Source organism: Segatella bryantii (genome assembly GCF_022024215.1).
GTDB lineage: Bacteria > Bacteroidota > Bacteroidia > Bacteroidales > Bacteroidaceae > Prevotella > Prevotella bryantii.
Map to the genome: position 1 here is coordinate 814,788 of NZ_CP091798.1, position 18,435 is coordinate 833,222.

At 38.6% G+C, this 18,435-nt stretch carries 13 protein-coding genes and 3 tRNA genes; 11 read left to right on the forward strand and 5 right to left on the reverse strand.

Annotated features, from left to right (window positions below; translation table 11 throughout):
* Positions 1-78: 78 nt before the first annotated feature.
* From uvrA to L6471_RS07435, 4 genes are all read right to left on the reverse strand, one after another.
* Positions 79-2,964, reverse strand: a complete 2,886-nt coding sequence (gene uvrA, locus L6471_RS07420; protein ID WP_237797639.1) for an excinuclease ABC subunit UvrA — start codon at positions 2,962-2,964, stop codon at positions 79-81.
* Positions 2,961-5,624, reverse strand: coding sequence for a glycosyl hydrolase (locus L6471_RS07425; RefSeq protein WP_006282934.1), 2,664 nt, complete (start codon positions 5,622-5,624; stop codon positions 2,961-2,963). Before L6471_RS07425 ends, uvrA begins: the two co-directional genes overlap by 4 nt.
* Positions 5,625-5,686: 62 nt before the next feature.
* Entirely contained in the window at positions 5,687-6,157 is a 471-nt protein-coding gene (gene rlmH, locus L6471_RS07430; RefSeq protein ID WP_006282933.1) for a 23S rRNA (pseudouridine(1915)-N(3))-methyltransferase RlmH, read from the reverse strand.
* A 45-nt stretch (positions 6,158-6,202) separates the two neighbouring features.
* Entirely contained in the window at positions 6,203-6,538 is a 336-nt protein-coding gene (locus L6471_RS07435; protein WP_237797640.1) for a DUF4491 family protein, read from the reverse strand.
* A gap of 123 nt (positions 6,539-6,661) precedes the next feature.
* Here L6471_RS07435 and L6471_RS07440 point away from each other — a divergent pair, with 123 nt between their 5' ends.
* From L6471_RS07440 to L6471_RS07480, 9 genes are all read left to right on the forward strand, one after another.
* Positions 6,662-8,410: a phospho-sugar mutase gene (locus tag L6471_RS07440; protein ID WP_027453427.1), complete on the forward strand. Its 1,749-nt coding sequence runs from the start codon at positions 6,662-6,664 to the stop codon at positions 8,408-8,410.
* A 90-nt stretch (positions 8,411-8,500) separates the two neighbouring features.
* On the forward strand, positions 8,501-9,568 hold the full coding sequence (locus L6471_RS07445) for a S1 family peptidase (RefSeq protein ID WP_027453428.1): 1,068 nt from the start codon (positions 8,501-8,503) through the stop codon (positions 9,566-9,568).
* Positions 9,569-9,728: 160 nt separating this feature from the next.
* Positions 9,729-10,175, forward strand: coding sequence for a hypothetical protein (locus tag L6471_RS07450; RefSeq protein WP_006282425.1), 447 nt, complete (start codon positions 9,729-9,731; stop codon positions 10,173-10,175).
* 187 nt (positions 10,176-10,362) lie between these two features.
* Positions 10,363-10,449, forward strand: a tRNA-Ser gene (locus tag L6471_RS07455).
* Positions 10,450-10,484: 35 nt separating this feature from the next.
* Positions 10,485-10,556 (forward strand) — tRNA-Glu (locus tag L6471_RS07460).
* Positions 10,557-10,605: 49 nt separating this feature from the next.
* A tRNA-Glu gene (locus L6471_RS07465) sits at positions 10,606-10,677 on the forward strand.
* A gap of 219 nt (positions 10,678-10,896) precedes the next feature.
* Positions 10,897-12,888, forward strand: a complete 1,992-nt coding sequence (locus L6471_RS07470; protein ID WP_081657086.1) for a DUF3857 domain-containing protein — start codon at positions 10,897-10,899, stop codon at positions 12,886-12,888.
* Positions 12,889-14,760: a DUF3857 domain-containing protein gene (locus tag L6471_RS07475; RefSeq protein ID WP_027453431.1), complete on the forward strand. Its 1,872-nt coding sequence runs from the start codon at positions 12,889-12,891 to the stop codon at positions 14,758-14,760.
* A 106-nt stretch (positions 14,761-14,866) separates the two neighbouring features.
* Positions 14,867-15,067, forward strand: coding sequence for a DUF4250 domain-containing protein (locus tag L6471_RS07480; protein WP_006282421.1), 201 nt, complete (start codon positions 14,867-14,869; stop codon positions 15,065-15,067).
* A gap of 78 nt (positions 15,068-15,145) precedes the next feature.
* On the opposite strand, the gene L6471_RS07485 is transcribed toward L6471_RS07480, so the two are convergent.
* Positions 15,146-15,967: a hypothetical protein gene (locus L6471_RS07485; protein WP_074548344.1), complete on the reverse strand. Its 822-nt coding sequence runs from the start codon at positions 15,965-15,967 to the stop codon at positions 15,146-15,148.
* Between the two features lie 136 nt (positions 15,968-16,103).
* On the opposite strand from L6471_RS07485, the gene L6471_RS07490 reads away from it, so the two are divergent.
* A complete protein-coding gene (locus tag L6471_RS07490; protein WP_006282419.1) occupies positions 16,104-17,375 on the forward strand; it encodes a replication-associated recombination protein A in 1,272 nt (423 codons plus the stop codon).
* Between the two features lie 103 nt (positions 17,376-17,478).
* Positions 17,479-18,435 carry a D-2-hydroxyacid dehydrogenase gene (locus L6471_RS07495; protein WP_006282418.1) on the forward strand — a complete coding sequence of 319 codons (957 nt, stop codon included), beginning with the start codon at positions 17,479-17,481 and terminating at the stop codon, positions 18,433-18,435.

Here is an 18,435-nt window from a genome sequence, read left to right on the forward strand (position 1 = left end):
TTTGAAGAGCTATCATATAAAAATAACCGTGTCCGTTAGAATAATGGATACGGTTATTTTTATATGATAGCCAACTATTTATAGCTTTTCTTTTAGATATTTGCCAGTTATACTTTTTTCTTCTTTGACAATATCTTCAGGTTTACCAGCAAAGATTACTTGGCCACCTCTGTCTCCACCATCTGGCCCCATGTCTATAAGATAGTCTGCACATTTTACTACATCTAGATTGTGTTCGATAACTAGAATGGTATGTCCTCTTTCTATTAATGCATTGAAGGCATTGAGTAGTCTTTGAATATCGTGGAAATGTAGACCAGTAGTAGGTTCATCAAAAATGAATAGTGTAGGTTCCTGTTTCTCTTGTCCGATAAAGTAGGCAAGTTTCACACGTTGGTTTTCACCTCCAGATAGTGTACTTGAACTTTGCCCTAATTTGATATAGCCTAGACCTACATCCTGTAATGGCTTCAGTCTAGCATAAATAGCTTTCTGTTCATATTTCTCAAAAAAATCAACAGCTTCATTTACTGTCATGTTGAGCACATCATTGATGTTTTTCTCATGGAAACGTACATCAAGTATGTCTTGTTTGAATCGCTTACCATGACATGCATCACATTCCAAGACCAAATCTGCCATAAACTGCATTTCTACAGTGATAACACCTGCGCCTTTGCACTCTTCGCACCGTCCACCTTCTGCATTAAAACTGAAATATTGTGGAGTAAAGCCTAATTGTTTGCTCAAAGGTTGATCCGCAAAGAGTTGTCGTATGGCATCGTAGGCTTTTACGTAGGTTACTGGATTACTTCGTGTACTTTTGCCGATAGGGTTTTGATCAACAAATTCTACATGTTTCACTTTTTTCCAGTCACCCTCTAACTTGGAATATTCTCCAGGAGCATCGCACACTTCGTCAAGATGGCGCTTCAAAGCAGGATATAGAGTGCCCTTGATGAGGCTTGATTTTCCAGAACCAGAAACACCTGTTACAACGGTAAAGGCATTCAATGGAATCTCAATATCTACTCCTTTCAGATTATTCATTCGGGCACCTTTAAGTATGATTGACTGATTCCAAGATCTTCTGCTTGTTGGTACAGTGATGATGTCTGTACCTGTAAGATACTTAATGGTATGTGATGATGGATATTGTTCACAGAGCTGTTTACCGTTTTCTGTTAATTGTTTATCCTCAGGTACATTACCTTCGTATACAACTTCGCCTCCTAGTCTTCCTGCTTCAGGACCTATATCTATAATGTAGTCTGCTGCTCGCATAATATCTTCATCGTGTTCTACTACGATGACAGTATTGCCTAATTCTTGTAATTCTCGAAGTACATGGATAAGGCGATCGGTGTCTCGGCTGTGTAGACCAATACTAGGCTCATCTAAGATATAAAGACTACCTACTAAGCTACTTCCCAAATTGGTGGACAGACTAACACGTTGGCTTTCACCACCAGAAAGGCTATTACTCTTTCTGTTCAGTGTAAGATACCCTAAGCCTACCTCGTCAAGGAATTGCAAACGGTTACGAATTTCGGTTAATAGTCTTTTAGCCACCTCTGCATCGTGCTTAGATAATTTTAGTTCGTCAAACCATGTGCGGAGTTTATGAATAGGCATTTCTACCAGTTCTGTAATATTTTTGTCGGCTACCTTTACATATGTAGCTTCCTTCTTTAGGCGTGTGCCGTGACAGTCTGGACATACAGTTTTACCTCTAAATCGGCTAAGCATCACTCGGTATTGTATCTTATACTGATTTTCCTTGAGCATTTCAAAAAAGGCATCGATGCTAACCTGGTTATGAATATCCTTATTTTTTTTCTTATCAGACGGCAAACCATGCCAAAGCATATCTTTCTCTTGACGAGTTAGTTCATAATATGGCTTAAAGATAGGAAAATTGTCATCAGCAGCTCTGCGTATGAATTCTTTCTGCCATATGCCCATTTTTTCGCCATGCCAGCACTGCACACATCCATCATAAACGGAGAGAGAGGTGTTGGGGATAACCAGTTTCTCATCGATACCCACTACACTACCAAAGCCTTCACATGTAGGACATGCTCCAAGGGGAGAGTTAAATGCAAACATATTCTCTGTGGGTTCCTCGAATGTTTCCCCGTCAGCCTCAAATCTGGTACTGAAGTCGAATACTTGTTGGCTAGGCATAAATAGTAGTCTGAGCTCACCATTACCTTCATAAAAGGCCGTTTCTGCAGAGTCAATTAATCGGGCTACAGTATCTTTTTCGTTTGAAACTGACATTCGGTCGATAACTATATAGATAGGCTGATCCGTCTGAGTCGTCTCATCGTTCTGATGCTGTTCTAAATAGTCTTCGATACGCATAAAGTCGTCATCGATATAGATACGACTGTAGCCTTGCTGAGATTCCATCTCGAGTTGCCTTACGATGGTTCTACCCTCAATGATATGCATTGGAGCCAGTATAACAAATTTTGTGCCTTTGTCAAACTGTAAAGTGCACTCTAGTACATCTTCAGTGGTGTGTCGTTTCACCTCTTTGCCACTTACAGGTGAAAAAGTTTTGCCAATGCGTGCATAAAGCAAGCGCATATATTCATAAATTTCTGTACTTGTGCCTACAGTGCTTCGTGGATTACGCGAAGTAACCTTTTGTTCGATAGCGATTGCTGGAGGTAAGCCTTTGATAAAGTCGCATTCAGGCTTACTCATACGTCCAAGAAATTGTCGGGCATAAGCAGATAAACTTTCTACATATCTACGCTGTCCTTCTGCATAGAGAGTGTCAAAAGCTAGAGATGATTTACCTGAACCCGACACACCCGTAATCACGATAAGTTTATTTCGTGGTATGGTGAGTGAGATATTCTTCAGATTATTTACTCTCGCACCTTTTACTTCGATGAATCCCTCGTCTTTATTAGAGCGGAGGAATTCTTCTGGTTTACTTTTTTCTTTCATTTTACTTTATACAGCAGAATATTGCTGTTTAGACCTGACGGAACAGGTTTCCAGTCAGCATATGTTGTTCTTTTATAATTAATGTCTACGATATTAATATCTTTCATCTTACGCCATTTTACGCCATCACGATCCATTTGAGCGATATGATTGGCTGGTAGATTGGTAACCTCAATACGAATTTTGTTGGTGCCAACTTTCAATTTATTGGTAAAGGTGAGTACGTATGGAACAGACCATGCGCAACCCACAAATTCATCATTGATATATACACGAGCACTTTCGCGTACGTCGCCTAGATTTATGGCCCATGTATCTGAACCCTGCAAATCTTTTGCTGTAAGTTTTAATTTGGTCTCGTATACACCTGTTCCCATTAGGTTTTTGGTAGAGTCGTTAATATTCTCCCAAGTCTTAATGTCGTCGATGAAATAGGCATTATCAAGTTCCGGTATGCTATTCTGGAAATGTAATGTCCATCCTCCACGTAGCAATTTGCCGGTTTTGTCATAGGGAGTATCCTTTCGGAGTCCTAATGCCTTAATATCCTGAATCAATTTTGGTGTAGTTTTTGTGAAGGTTTCGAGTATCATGCTTTCTCCAGAACTCAGATTAACCTTTATCTTACCGTCTTTGATATCTGCAGCATAGCGTTCACCATTCATAGGATTAAACCACATAGCGTTTTTAAAAGGTACTGCCAACGCTGCATACTCATTTACATTGTTTGGTGTGAGATTTGCAATAAAATAATGGTATCCATTATCGTTAGATCGTCTGATCATTTTCAGCTTTAATTTGCTTTTTATTTCTTCAGCTTTTGCAGCTTTGCTCATGTCAGATGCTTCAGTTCCGATAATGATATTAGCTCCTTGTGCCTTCAGGTTGGCTATATGTTTTTTTACTTCTTCTGACATTAGGGTGTTGGCAGAAGTTAGTATTAAACCTTTATAGCGTGTACCACCTTCAGTCTGGAGCATTCCATTCACGAATTGGGTCGAGAGAATATATTTCTCAGAAATATAATCGCAGTCAAAACCTTGTGCATCGATGGCGAGTACATCCTTGATAAATTCAGGAGCTCGCTGTCCCATATTATGAATAGCAAACTGCATGAATTTTTTGTCAAGATTCTTGCTCCACATATCGCGGATTGGTAAGTATACTAAAAAATCATTATCAGGTTTACCCCATTGTAAGAAACTCTGGCTTCTCTGAATATATTTCATTAAGAAAGGAGCATCTCGCCATATCGTGTTGGTAGGGCTCATATCTACAGAAGCATAGAATTTCCATCCTGGCCATTCTGCATCCTTAGGACTATATGCAGTACCATGGAAAAACATACGATTCACGCCACTAACAAACATCAAATCCAAATCAGGTTTCATTTGTGAAAGTGATGTACGGAAGTGCTCTGTAAGCCAAGTGAAAGTTTCGCTAGAAGTTAGATTTTTGCCTGTGATATGTGCGGCACTTGGAGCATATTTCAGCATACTCAAGTCGCTGTCGTTCTTACGAGTCTTTCCTTCGTCTTTGCGTAACCCCTTAATTCCAAAATCGCTTAAACCAAATCCTTCAATTTCAGGTATATCAACAGTAGCATATTGGTCTATAAGGTTGGCTGGTGAACCGTGTGCTTGATTTCTTACAATTGCACCATGTTGGTGAGCCCAATTTGCCCATGTTTGTGTAAAATTATGGAGCAGCATCTCACTCATGGTTTCACGATAATCCATGATAACTTGCTGGGCTGTCTTATCAGTTTTTTGGTTCGCCGTTTTGTCGTTTTGTAGTTGTGGTAGATAGTTTTCTAATTTGTAACCTCTACGCTTTTCGAATTCGGTAAGCAGCTCTGGTGTCCAGTCTCCTTCTGCTACCTCATAACTGTCGTTGAAGAAGGTATGAGGGTAAGGAGTTTGGGTACGTTTGAAAGCATCTGAAATGTGTGTGAGATAGTGTTCAACAGCCTTCTTGTTGAAGTGGTCAACTACCAGCCCTTCTCCACCAGGAGCAGGGCGCTTTACCTTCATGATGCCATACCTGTTGTACAGAGCATATATTTTCCAATTGTCTTTTTGTGGCAGTTTGGCATTAAGTAGATATTTGTTTCCATTTACTGTTATGCCGTAAGATAAATCCACAACATTACCTTTCGTATCATAAGCCATCACCTTGAGTAGTTTACATCTGTCAGCATCCTTTTCAGCAGGAGACAAATCCATATTTTTGATTTTCTTTTCGCTGATGGCTTTAACAATAAATACTGATTTGGATGCACTCTCTTCGAGTGGAACCCATGGTCCACCGAAAGGCCATCCAGTACCAGTAGTCATATCGATTTCAACCTTATTCTCTTTACCTATAGCTTGCGTAAACTTCAACATGTCCATCCAACGATCGCTAAGATAGGGGATATCATTAGCTTCATTGCCTTGTACACCATAAATAGGGGTAATTTCTAGTGTCCCTATACCATGACTAGCATACTGTTCGATGTTCCATTTTAAATTTGTTGTGTCTACGGCAGATCCAAGCCACCACCATCTCGCACCGGCTTTAGCTTCGGGCTGTGCTGCAGGCCAGTTTTGTGCCAAGGCTGTTATTGGTGATAAGGCCATAAGACCTAAAAGTAAAGATGTTCGGTTAGTTTTCTTCATATCTATTATTATTAAAGTAGATGATATCGATTAGTTTTAACTTAATATAGGTCTATTGTTTATTATTCGTGATGATAAGGCTCGCCCTTAATAATAGTACATGCCCTATAGAGTTGTTCTACAAAGATGAGTCTGACCATTTGATGCGAGAATGTCATTTTAGACAAACTGATTTTTTCATTGCATCTATCATATATTTTTTGAGCAAAGCCATATGGGCCACCAATAACGAATACCAGCCTTCTAGCAGTATTTTGTTTCTTTTGTAGCCATTTTGCATATTCGATACTTCGGTATTCAGCACCATGTTCGTCAAGAAGCACCACGGTATCACTAGGTTGTATCTGCTTCATGATCAAATCGCCCTCCATTTCCTTTTGCTGATCCTCTGATAAGTTTTTTGTATTTTTCAGTTCAGGAATTGTTTCTATGATGAATGGCATATAGTGGCCTATACGCTCAGTATAATCATTAATGCCAGCTACAAAATGCTTATTTACTGTTTTACCTACTAGTATTAGTACCGTTTTCATCTTTTTAGTTGCTTTATTGATTGTATCTGTAGTTATACTTTCGGCTTATTTACGTTTGTCTATCGACTCGTCGTATGCTCGAGTGTATTCGTTTTGTCTCTTCTTATTCATTGGAAACCATCCCTTTTCTACTCGTTGCTTTTGTTGGAAAAGTTCACCAATACTCCAAAGCATGGAGGCGCCAAGAACACCCAATATAGAAGAGATGATAACATTAGCTATACAAAAGGCACTGCAAACGCTTATGAATCCGATGATGAGATATACCCACCAGTATTTGGTACCAGTGTAGTACTCCATTAAAATCACAATAGGGTGAAATATTCCGATAATCAGGAAAGTGCTTACTGCGATTATAATGCCTGTGTAATGTAGTTCCATAATTTTATATCAAGTTTAGGTTACAAATTTACAAAAAAATATTCAAACACCCTTGATTTTTCAGTTTTATTGATTATCTTTGTGATGTTCAAAATAAAAAATCTAATATTAAATATTAAATATATGGCTAATAACGCAGAATTAATCGCCCTATGTGAGGCGAAAGCAAAAGCATGGTTGTCTCCAGCTTTTGATGAGGAGACTCGTAAGGAAGTACAGGCAAAACTTGATAATGATGATAAAACCGAACTAATCGAGAGCTTCTATAAGGATCTTGAATTTGGTACCGGTGGTCTTCGTGGTATTATGGGTGCAGGTTCTAACCGTATGAATATCTACACTGTAGGTATGGCTACTCAGGGTTTTGCGAACTACTTGAAGAAAAATTTTGCGGACAAGAAAGAGATTTCTGTAGTCGTATGTTACGACTGTCGTAACAATAGTAGCAAGTTTGCTCAGGCGGTTGCTGATATATTCTCTGCTAACGGTATTAAAGTATATCTCTTCGATGAAATGCGTCCTACACCTGAGTGTTCTTTTGCTATTCGTCATTTTGGCTGTCAGGGTGGTGTAAACCTTACTGCTAGCCATAACCCACGTGAGTATAATGGTTATAAAGCTTACTGGGAGGATGGTGCACAGGTTTTGGCTCCACATGATAAGGGTATTATTGACGAAGTAAATAAGGTTAAAGTTGAGGATGTTAAGTTTACTGGCAATAAAGACCTTATCCAGATGATTGGTGAGGATGTAGATAAGATTTACCTTGATAAAGTACAGACTTTGAGCATTGATCCAGAAGTTATCAAGCGTCAGAAGGATCTTTGTATCGTTTATACACCACTTCATGGAACAGGTAGGGTTATGATTCCTGCATCACTTAAGCAGTGGGGATTTGAAAATGTACATTGTGTAAAGGAGCAGATGGTTAAAGATGGAAATTTCTCAACAGTAGATCGTCCAAACCCAGAGTTTGCTGAGGCTCTTACCCTCGGTCTTCGTGATGCTAAGGCTCTTGATGCAGATATCCTGATGGCTAGTGATCCTGATGCAGACCGTATTGGTATGGCTTGCAAGAATGATAAGGGTGAATGGGTACTTATCAATGGTAACCAGACTTGTATGATTTTCTTGTGGTACATCATTGCTAACCGTAAGGCTGTTGGTAAGATGAAACCTACTGATTTTATTGTTAAGACAATCGTTACTACAGAGAATATCAAGAAGATTGCTGATAAGAACAATATTGAAATGCGTGATTGTTACACTGGTTTCAAGTGGATTGCTCGTGAAATTGCGATTTCTGAAGGAAAGCAGCAGTATATTGGTGGTGGTGAGGAAAGTTATGGTTTCCTTGCTGAAGACTTCGTTCGTGATAAAGATTCTGTATCTGCATGTTCTCTTCTTGCTGAGATTTGTGCTTATGCCAAGGATAATGGTAAGACTCTATATGATATATTGATGGATATCTATATGGAATATGGCTATTCTAAGGAAACCCTCATCAATGTAGAACGCCCTGGTAAGAGCGGTGCTGATGAAATTCAGCAGATGATGATTAACTTCCGTGAGCATCCTCTTCAGGAACTTGGTGGAAGTAAGGTCGTATTGCTGAAGGATTACAAGAGTCTCGAAGCTAAAGATGCACAGGGTAATGTTACCAAACTTGTTATGCCTGAAACTAGCAATGTTCTTCAGTGGTTCTGTGAAGATGGTACTAAGGTTAGTGCTCGTCCATCAGGTACAGAGCCTAAGATTAAGTTCTATATCGAGATTAAGGATAATATGACAGATCCTTCTCAGTTCGAAGCTCTTGAGGCTAAAGCAGAGAAGCATGTTGAAGCTATCAAAAAGAGCCTTGGTTTGGCTTAATAGCTATCATGTTATTAGTTCTTAGACTTTTCAACTAGATTTATAGGGGGGTGTCGCATGTTTTTGCGATGCCCCTAATATGTTTTGGACATGAAGAAAACTTTATATGTGTTGTTAGGAGTGGTCTTGTTGTTTGTATCTTGTGGTAAACGGGAAATGACGGCTCAACAAATTTTTGATGAGGAAAAATCGGGTGTAGTACTCATTATGAATAAGTATTATTATGAACTGACGCTGCCTAGTGGGTACCAACTTTTTTTCTCGCATATTGGTGAAGATGGTTTACAAAATCTTACAGATATTCGCGATTCGATTCTTCGGCATCAGAGCGTGGCTACGGGTACAGGTTTCTTTATAGATGAGGAAGGTCGTATAGTTACTAACAGGCATGTTACAGAGACAGAATTTACTCAGTCTGTACTTAGTAAGAATTATGCCGAAGTAGCTAAAATATTGCAGTCTTATATTGGACAACTGATACGTCGAGTGATGGCAGAATATGATGTCTTGGAAAGTAGAAAAGTTTTACTCCAAGGGTATGATATGTTTGGTAATATCGTGATACATAATGAACGAGCTTTGGAGCAGATAACTGCTGCAGAGAAAAAAATATTAGAAGAATATAATCAATTGAGTCGCTTGGTTTCTCAGCTCGGTAATTCTAAATTTCAGAAGGGAATGAAAATACGGGTAGTTAAAACTTTAGGTATAGCCTATGATGGTGATAAAGTCAGAAGTGAGTCAGACTTCCTTAGAACCAATCCGGCTATAGTTTTGGCAACTTCTAAGGAAGAGGATGCAGATCTTTCTCTTATTCAGTTGAAGAGCAAACAGACACCTGTCAATACTCATATTTTTACGTTTACGGATGATCCTCTCGAAATCGATCAGGAGCTATATATGATAGGTTATAATGCAGGCTTAATTTTGGCTAATACTCAGAAGGGAATCAGTGTGCAGATGACGAGTGGAAAAGTTACTCAAAATCCAGATTCTTCGCGTATTTTGTATAGTATTCCTACGGTACAGGGAAGTAGTGGATCTCCTGTCCTCAACAAATATGGTGAGGTGGTAGGTGTTAATTTTGCAAAACTTAAAGCTAGCGATAATTTTAATTTTGCTATTCCCCAGTCTCGCAAAGATGCTATAGGACTCTGATGAGATTATGTGCATGAAGTGACGGTATCATTTTGTGCACATAATTTTTTTATATGGATACTTTTTGGTATCTTTGCTTCCAAATACTCTAGAAATCAACTAAATGGAAACAAGGAAATTTTTCGAGAGAAGGCACCTGCTCTCAGCACTATTAACGATAATGACATTAATTGTATGTGCACCTTTATGTTTATATTTGGCTACAGGAAGTTTTGGCTATGTAGGCTGGTTGGAGATATTGGTCCATATAATAGGCTGGTTTGGATTCTTACAGTGTCTTTTTTTTATATGGTATCTTTGTATGCGTTACTTTGATCTTTGTATAAAACGCAAACCTGCTGTGGTTGCTAAAAAAGATGAACTTCTTGTGTATTCGCCTTTTGCTCGTCATTACCTCCACATTGACTGGAATGATATTAGCGATTTTCAGGCAGAACGAGCTAAGGGATGTAGCTTTTTCTATCCATTGTATAAAAATGCTGATGATTATCGTATACCAGCTTTTTTTCCTCATCGTCATTCGGGGTTTAGAATTGATGCTGTACGAACGAAATATCTTGAGGTAGATAAGTATCAGCTTATCGGCATTCTCAAACAATATTTATAGTTTGAGCTTAAGTGAAGTAGGATGGAGTACTGGTAAATCTGAAATGCTATATAATAAGGTGAAAAATAAAAATGAAAGTTTTTTTGAAAAAAAACAGTAAAAAGTTTGGTGGGATAAAATAAAAATACTACCTTTGCACTCGCAATTCAGAAATGAAGCTTGGCAACTCGGTAACGAGCCCGTGACTGGAAGGTTGGGTGAGTGGCTGAAACCACCAGTTTGCTAAACTGACGTGCGGGTAACCGTACCGGGGGTTCGAATCCCCCACCTTCCGCTCTTCGGGGGTCAGGCAAATGTAATTGCACTAACGGTCGGTTCATCTAACGGTTAGGATACAAGATTCTCAATCTTGGCATAAGGGTTCGATTCCCTTACCGACTACGTAATATAACCTCTCCTTTTTAGAAGAGGTTTTTTTTGACCCTTAATTGGTCGGTTCATCTAACGGTTAGGATACAAGATTCTCAATCTTGGCATAAGGGTTCGATTCCCTTACCGACTACCTTTCAATCACGATTTTAAATTTCTAGAATTAACAACAACAATGAGAAGACTTATAGTCTTCTCTTTTCTCAAATACTAGTGGATTATTTTCCTAAATTTTAATCGTCACTTTTTCCTTTATCTTTTTTGTTTATTTTGATTTTTTTTATAGTTTTGTACTATAAACGCTAAAAGCTAAATACGTAAAAAAATTATAACTAAATTATATTGATATATTATGAAATTATGTAACCTTAAGCGGTTGTTGTTTTCCTTATTTGTACTATCTGTATCTTCTACTGTGATGGCGCAAGAAATGCAACCTAATTTAAAATTCGGAAGTCCCACTAAAGAAGAAATTGCTATGAAAGAGTATCCGGCTGATAAGAAAGCGCCAGCTGTGGTACTTTATCACAATGTGAAACATTTTTATAGTTTGCGGAAGGGGTATTGGCAACTTTATACCGATGTGGATTGTAAAATCAAAATTCTTACTTCAGAAGGTAAGGATGAAGCTAATGTAAGTATTGGGTATTATGAATCAAAAAATGAGTCTTCGATAAAAGAGAAAGTTGTAGGTTTGAAAGCTGTTTCTTATAATATAGAGGATGGAAAAGTTGTGAAGACGAAAATGAAAAGCAGCGAGATTTTTACTGAGCGTATTGATGATAATCATGTGACGACGAAATTCTCCGTGCCTAATGTTAAGCCGGGTAGCGTTATCGAGTATAGCTACCGCAAGGAAAGCGATTTCTATTCCTTGATTGATACGTGGGTAGCTCAGCAGAAAATTCCAGTGCTGTATAGTAGAGTGCAACTATCTATACCAGATCGATTTGTATTTCAGTTTAATCAGTCTGGTGCTCACCAGTTGGAAGCTTCTAAAATGGTATCTAATGTGTACATCGATCTGCCGAGCGAAACAGCCAGTTTATCTGGTACCGATTATGAGTGGGTAGCTAGAAATTTGCCTGGAGTAGATGCTGACAATTACATTTATGATGTAACAGATTTTTTAGATAAAGTTGAGTTTGAACTTTCTGCTATCTATGTTCCTGGTTATGTGTGTGAAAATTTGTCTTCTACATGGGATGCGGTAATTAAGAATTTGAAAGAGGCGGATAGTTTTGGTAAACGACTGAAAATTTCTAATCCGCTGAAAGAGGAGTTGGCTAAACTGAATATTGACAAGATTGTTAACGTAGACGATAAGGTCGCTACTATATTTCATTTACTTAAAAGTAAAGTGAAATGGGATAAGCAATATAGACTTGGTGGTGATAATGCAAGCAAGATATTGAAACGTGGTACGGGCAGTAATGCTGACATCAATTTTATACTCATCGCTATGCTAAAGGCAGCTGGACTAAAAGCTTATCCAGTGCTGATGAGTTCTCGTGATAATGGTCGAATGGCTTTTTTTCCATCGCTAAGGGGACTAAATACATTTATTGTGGCAGTAGATAAAGGTAATGATAAATATCTTTATCTTGACGGATCATCAGAAGATGGATCGTTGTACGCTCTGCCTTCCAATCTGCTTGTAGATCGTTGTATACTTGTGCGTGATGATACTTTTGATTGGGTGGATGTGCAACATGCTATGAAGGGATTAGAACAAATTTTTATTGAATCAGAAATTGACGAGAAAGGTATTGTGAGAGGACACTTTCAGTCAGTTATGAAAGATGAAAGTGCTGCTGATTTCCGTCATGATTTCCGCGAAGTTAAAGATAGTATTGCCTTCGTTGACAGTATGGCTAAGGCGGATGGCCTAAGGATAACCAATTATAAGATGAATGATATGAATGTGGAGCGTATCTCTACACATGAGTTCGATTTTGTTAAGGCTTATGATGCTACAGAAGACCGTATATATGTCAATCCGATGATTGTGGGATTCTTACACGAAAATCCATTTAAAAAGGAAACTCGTGAGCTTCCTGTTGAGTTTGCACATCTCAATACTATAGTGCAGACGGTAAGCATAAAGCTACCTGAGGGATATGTAGTGGAAGAATTGCCTAAGGGGGTGATGACCTATACGGTTGATAAAGGACTTGAGTTTGTCTTTATGGTAAACCAAAATAGTGAAGGAGTCCTGCAGATGCAGTATAGATTTAATGTAAAACGTCTATTATTTGGTGTAGATGAATATGAGTATGTTAAGCATATCTTCGAGTCCGTGGTAAAACGTTTAGATGATATGGTGGTCCTTAAAAAGGTATAAATGATGCAGATACGTAGATTTTTAATGGTGGCAATACTGGTGGTCATGACACTTATTGCTTACGCAGAATCCCATGTGATAGTTGAAAATGAAGTAACGCAAGTCATTTGTACTGATGTGCGTCATGCTACCGTGAAATATATGCTTTGCTACAAAATACTTGACGAGAAAGCTGCTGACTATGCTCATTTGGTATTGCCATTTGATAAAAACCATAAATTGATAAACTTTAGTGCAGTCTTTACAGATCAGAGCGGTAAGGTGATTAAGAAGGCTAAGAAGACTGATATGGTGCGTTCTGAATATTCACGGGAAATGCTAGGGCATGTAAGCTATATGATGGTGTTCAACTATACGCCACCAGTTTATCCGATTATGGTAACTTATGAATGGGAGGAGTCGTTTACGGATGATGTGCTAGCTTTTCCGATGTTTTATCCTCAGAATGCGTATGATGTGCCGGTTAAGAAAGCGTTTTACCAGCTTACCGTAGTCGACTCTATAGCATGTCGTTATAAGAAAATGAATACCAATGCAGAGGTGAAGGAAACTTCAGATGGTAAAGGTAATAAAGTGTGGACTGTATCGGTAGAAAATTTGCCCTCCATTGAGAAAGAACCTCTCGGGCAGCCTTTGCATGAATTGGCACCAAGAATTTTTTTTGGGCCAGAAACGGCTAAATATCTTGGTACAACGGTAAATCTGAAAGACTGGAAACAGATGGGTAAGTGGCTGTGGAATATTCGAGACGGAAAAACGGCTCTTACTGAAGATATGAAGTCTAAACTACATTCAATGACGGATACCTGTCAATCAGTCAAAAGTAAAATAGATGTGCTGTATAAGTATCTGGAACAGAATACTCGCTATGTAAATATAACTCTCGGTATAGGTGGGTATCAACCGGTAGCAGCTGCAGAAGTATGCCGTACAGGATTTGGTGACTGTAAAGGCTTGAGTAACTTTATGCATGCTATGCTTAAGGAAGTGGGAGTGCCATCAAGCGAGGTTATTATCAGTACCAAGTACGATAAGATTTACAAAGATTATCCTAACTTTAATCAATTTAATCACGAGATCCTGATGGTTCCTATGCGGCAGGATACGGTATGGATTGAATGTACCGATGCTAAGATACCTTTAGGTTATTGCCACATGGATATTGCTGGTCACGACTGTCTGGAGGTGGCGGCTGAAGGAGGAAAATTTCTAAAGGTGCCATCGTATAAGGATGCTGATAATCGGGAAATAACTTGTATGGAGGTCGATTTGCAGGCTAATGGTTCGGCAAAAATGAACTTCTTGCAAGATTCGTATATGAGCGAATATGAACCCTTGATGGGGTTAATTGGAGCAAAGGAGGATGTTCAACGTGAATATATACACCACGTGCTCAACAAACCGCTGGTAACTATCAACTCGCTCGAAATGATTGACGATAAAAAGGCTTATAGTATTCCTCACTATGAGATAAGAGCTAAGTTGGAAGATAAGCAATATGGTCAAGGTAAAGGATTGCGTCTTTTTATCCCAGTTTGTCCGTTACATCAGGAGGTTTCGACTCCTTCTAATCTAAAGGAGAGACAGCAACAATTGGTATTGGATTATGGTTTCTTGCAGGAAGACAGCATTATAGTGCTGATACCTGAGGGATATGTTGTAGAGGCAATTCCCAAAAATATTAAGGAGACTTATCCTTTTGCCGATTTTACATCAGAACTGAAACTGGAAGGGCGTAAGATAGTGCTTTATAATCGTCGTCTGCAAAAGAAAGGACGCTATGATAAATCGCTCTATGCTGATTATTGTAAGTATCGGGAAACACTAGATTCGAGATATTCAAATCAGAAGATAGTGCTGAGAAAAAAATAGTTGGCACATAAAGAAGATATGAAAGGCGGGTGCTAAATATGTCTTGATATTTAGAAATTTTGTTGTAACTTTGCACTCCGAAATCAATGAAGTAAAAAGAAAAACTATGGATTATTTACCAAAGGAGCCAGCCATTCTGGTGTCGAGTATCAATATGTTGCTGCGTGATGAAGAATTTGATTCATTGGAGTCACTCTGTAATTGCTATGATAAAGAAGTTGAAGAGATTAAGAGCTATCTTGGAGAAAACGGCTATGTATATAGCGAAGAACAGAAACAGTTTCGCCCAACAGGATATGATAAATGATAAAAAAGACGTATAAAGCATTATGCTCTATACGTCTTTTTTTTGAAAATTCTATCTAAAAATAAATGTTTTTAAATCTTAGTAGTTGTCATCATCATCAACCACGTCTTCAGCCTCAAGATTTAAGTCTTCAGCATTCTCATCAAAGTTAGTGTGATAACTCTCCTCCGTAAGCTTATCATCATCAAATGCATCGTCATCCTCATCAATGTCATTGTAGTGATCATCAATTTCTGGTGCATCATCATCATCATCATCAATGTCTAAATCACGATTCTTACGATCGAGCTCCTCGTCGTCTTCAAATTTTGTGTGAAGCTTTTCTGATTCAGGTTTTTCTTTTGCGAAGATTGCTTCAGTCCAGTTACCTTTTGTAATTTCAAGAACTTCAAAGCCATCGTTTTTCTTTTTCTCATACATGCCACCTGGTTTGTGCAGGCGATCAGTAGGAAGAGTTGTGTTACTTATGTCAAAACCAGACATGATGATATCCTGAATACTCTGAGATAGACTATCCCAACCACCACCGAAATTACGGTCGATAACATCGAGAAGTTTGGTTGCACTGATATGGTGAATGTTCTCATAAGTAAGGTCTGTTACGCGCAGAATAGGCTTCTTTTTAATGGCCCATTTTGTACGATTCTGAGAATCGTCAAGACGAACGCTTCCAACTTTAAAACCTCGATTTTCATATTTTGCGATTATTTCAGGCTTATCGACTTTGATCTCCTCAATTTCGAAAGCACTGCGAATTGTATTAATATAGCTTCGCTGATTATCACGAAGGTCAGCTTCCTTCTCAGCAGCTTCCCACATACGGAAAATATCATTTTCCTGCTGATCCCAAACATTGCTCTTAGTAAGCGTCTTGAGAGTAATAGCTTTCTGTTCTTTCATAATTGTAGTTGTATTTGCTGCAAAATTAAATACTAAATTGTTAAAAACCAAACTTTTCATTCAAAAAAATGGTAGCTCTAAAAAAAACAGGTTTACTTCTTCGCTAATCTTAACTTTTTTGTATCTTTGCAATTGTATGAGTGAACCTTTGGCAGAAAGAATGAGACCTCGTACACTAGATGAGTATGTAGGGCAAAAGCATCTGGTGGGTGAGGGGGCTGTGTTGCGCAATATGATTGATGCGGGACGCATTCCTTCCTTTATACTTTGGGGGCCTCCTGGAGTAGGAAAGACAACTTTAGCCCATATTATTGCTAATAAGCTCGAAACCCCTTTTTATACACTGAGTGCTGTAACGAGCGGTGTTAAAGATGTAAGAGAAGTTATCGATAAGGCTGCAAAATCGCAGTTTTTTAATACCATTTCACCTATATTATTTATTGATGAAATACATCGTTTTTCTAAATCGCAGCAAGATTCTTTGCTTGGAGCAGTAGAGCGAGGTACGGTTACACTTATAGGTGCTACAACAGAGAATCCTTCGTTTGAAGTAATTCGGCCATTACTTTCAAGATGTCAGTTATATGTACTGAAGAGCTTGAATAAGGATGATTTGCTTGATTTAATACACCGTGCGTTGACAGAGGATGTGGAATTAAAGAAGCGTAATATAATTTTGAAAGAGCATGGAGCCCTGTTGCGATATAGTGGTGGAGATGCGCGTAAACTGTTGAATATACTGGAGTTGGTAGTTGAGTCAGAAATGGGAGATGTCGAGATTACCGACGATTTGGTGGTGAAAAGATTGCAGCAAAATCCTTTAGCATACGATAAACAGGGGGAGATGCACTATGATATTATATCGGCCTTTATCAAAAGTATCCGTGGTAGTGATCCTGATGCAGCCTTATACTGGTTGGCGCGAATGATAGAGGGGGGAGAAGATCCACAGTTTATAGCAAGAAGATTGGTAATCAGTGCCAGTGAAGATATAGGCTTGGCTAATCCTAATGCTTTGCTACTTGCTAATGCAGCTTTCGATACTGTTATGAAAATCGGTTGGCCTGAGGCAAGAATAGCATTGGCAGAAGCTACAATATATTTGGCTACCAGTGCCAAGAGTAATTCTGCATATATGGGCATCAATGATGCTTTGCAGTTGGTTAAACAGACTGGAAATCTGCCAGTACCATTACCAATACGAAATGCACCAACCCAGTTAATGGCAGATTTAGGCTATCATGATGGTTACAAGTATCCGCATGATTATCCTGGGCATTTTACGGAACAGCAATATCTGCCTGATGCTCTCAAAAATACTAGAATTTGGCACGCACAGCATTCTCCACAGGAAGAACGACTTTATCAGTGGATGAAAACTTGTTGGGGTGACCGATATGACCAATAATGTAAAAAGGTCCTAATTGAATTCTAAAAATAATGATATAAAAGGTATCGTGTATACTAAAATGATATAAGAATTATATAGAAGTTATAATAAAATCGTAAAGATGAAGATCGTAATTTTAGATGGATATACAGCCAATCCTGGTGATTTAAGTTGGGATGGGCTTAAGGAATATGGAGAGCTTATCGTTTATCCTCGAACAAAGAAGGAAGATGTTGTATCACGTGCTAAAGATGCAGAAATCGTCCTGACGAATAAGGTAGTGCTTGATGCAGAGGTTTTGATACAGTTGCCTAAGTTGAAATATATAGGTGTGCTTGCTACAGGTTATAATGTGGTAGACATCAAGAAAGCTAAAGAATTAGGTATCCTAGTAACTAATATTCCTGCTTATAGTACAGATAGTGTGGCACAGGCAACCTTCGCTTTGATTCTGAATATGACTAATCGAGTGGCTCATTATGCCAACAAAAACCGATTAGGAAGATGGAGTGATAATGATGACTTCTGCTATTGGGATACGCCACTTCGCGAACTGGCCGGGAAGACTCTTGGTATTGTAGGCTTGGGTAGTATAGGATGGAAAGTAGCTCATCTGGCGCTTGACTTTGGAATGGATGTTTTTGCCTATACCAGTAAGAACGCAGCAGATCTTCCTGATGGTATTCAAAAAACAACTTTAGAAGGTCTTTTTTCTGTAAGTGATATTCTTACTCTTCATTGTCCGTTGACAGAAGAAACCTATGAGTTAATCAATAAGAATACTCTTGCAAAGATGAAAGATGGTACAATATTGATCAATACCGGTCGTGGTCCTCTTGTTAACGAAGCAGATGTAGCCGAGGCTCTTCAGACAGGAAAACTATTGTATTATGGTGCAGATGTAATGTGTCAGGAACCGCCATCTAAAGATAATCCATTACTCAAGCAAAAGAATGCTTTTATTACGCCACATATAGCATGGGCAACTGAAGAGGCACGTACTCGTCTTATAGATACTTGTGTCGAAAATGTAAAATCATTTGTTGAGGGGCAACCTATTAATGTAGTAAATCGATAA

Excerpts from the sequence above, each read along its gene's own strand:
- uvrA (WP_237797639.1), bottom strand. The coding sequence starts at position 2,964 with ATGAAAGAAAAAAGTAAACCAGAAGAATTCCTCCGCTCTAATAAAGAC.
- L6471_RS07425 (WP_006282934.1), bottom strand. The coding sequence starts at position 5,624 with ATGAAGAAAACTAACCGAACATCTTTACTTTTAGGTCTTATGGCCTTA.
- rlmH (WP_006282933.1), bottom strand. The coding sequence starts at position 6,157 with ATGAAAACGGTACTAATACTAGTAGGTAAAACAGTAAATAAGCATTTT.
- L6471_RS07435 (WP_237797640.1), bottom strand. The coding sequence starts at position 6,538 with ATGGAACTACATTACACAGGCATTATAATCGCAGTAAGCACTTTCCTG.
- L6471_RS07440 (WP_027453427.1), top strand. The coding sequence starts at position 6,662 with ATGGCTAATAACGCAGAATTAATCGCCCTATGTGAGGCGAAAGCAAAA.
- L6471_RS07445 (WP_027453428.1), top strand. The coding sequence starts at position 8,501 with ATGAAGAAAACTTTATATGTGTTGTTAGGAGTGGTCTTGTTGTTTGTA.
- L6471_RS07450 (WP_006282425.1), top strand. The coding sequence starts at position 9,729 with ATGACATTAATTGTATGTGCACCTTTATGTTTATATTTGGCTACAGGA.
- L6471_RS07470 (WP_081657086.1), top strand. The coding sequence starts at position 10,897 with ATGAAATTATGTAACCTTAAGCGGTTGTTGTTTTCCTTATTTGTACTA.
- L6471_RS07475 (WP_027453431.1), top strand. The coding sequence starts at position 12,889 with ATGATGCAGATACGTAGATTTTTAATGGTGGCAATACTGGTGGTCATG.
- L6471_RS07480 (WP_006282421.1), top strand. The coding sequence starts at position 14,867 with ATGGATTATTTACCAAAGGAGCCAGCCATTCTGGTGTCGAGTATCAAT.
- L6471_RS07485 (WP_074548344.1), bottom strand. The coding sequence starts at position 15,967 with ATGAAAGAACAGAAAGCTATTACTCTCAAGACGCTTACTAAGAGCAAT.
- L6471_RS07490 (WP_006282419.1), top strand. The coding sequence starts at position 16,104 with ATGAGTGAACCTTTGGCAGAAAGAATGAGACCTCGTACACTAGATGAG.
- L6471_RS07495 (WP_006282418.1), top strand. The coding sequence starts at position 17,479 with ATGAAGATCGTAATTTTAGATGGATATACAGCCAATCCTGGTGATTTA.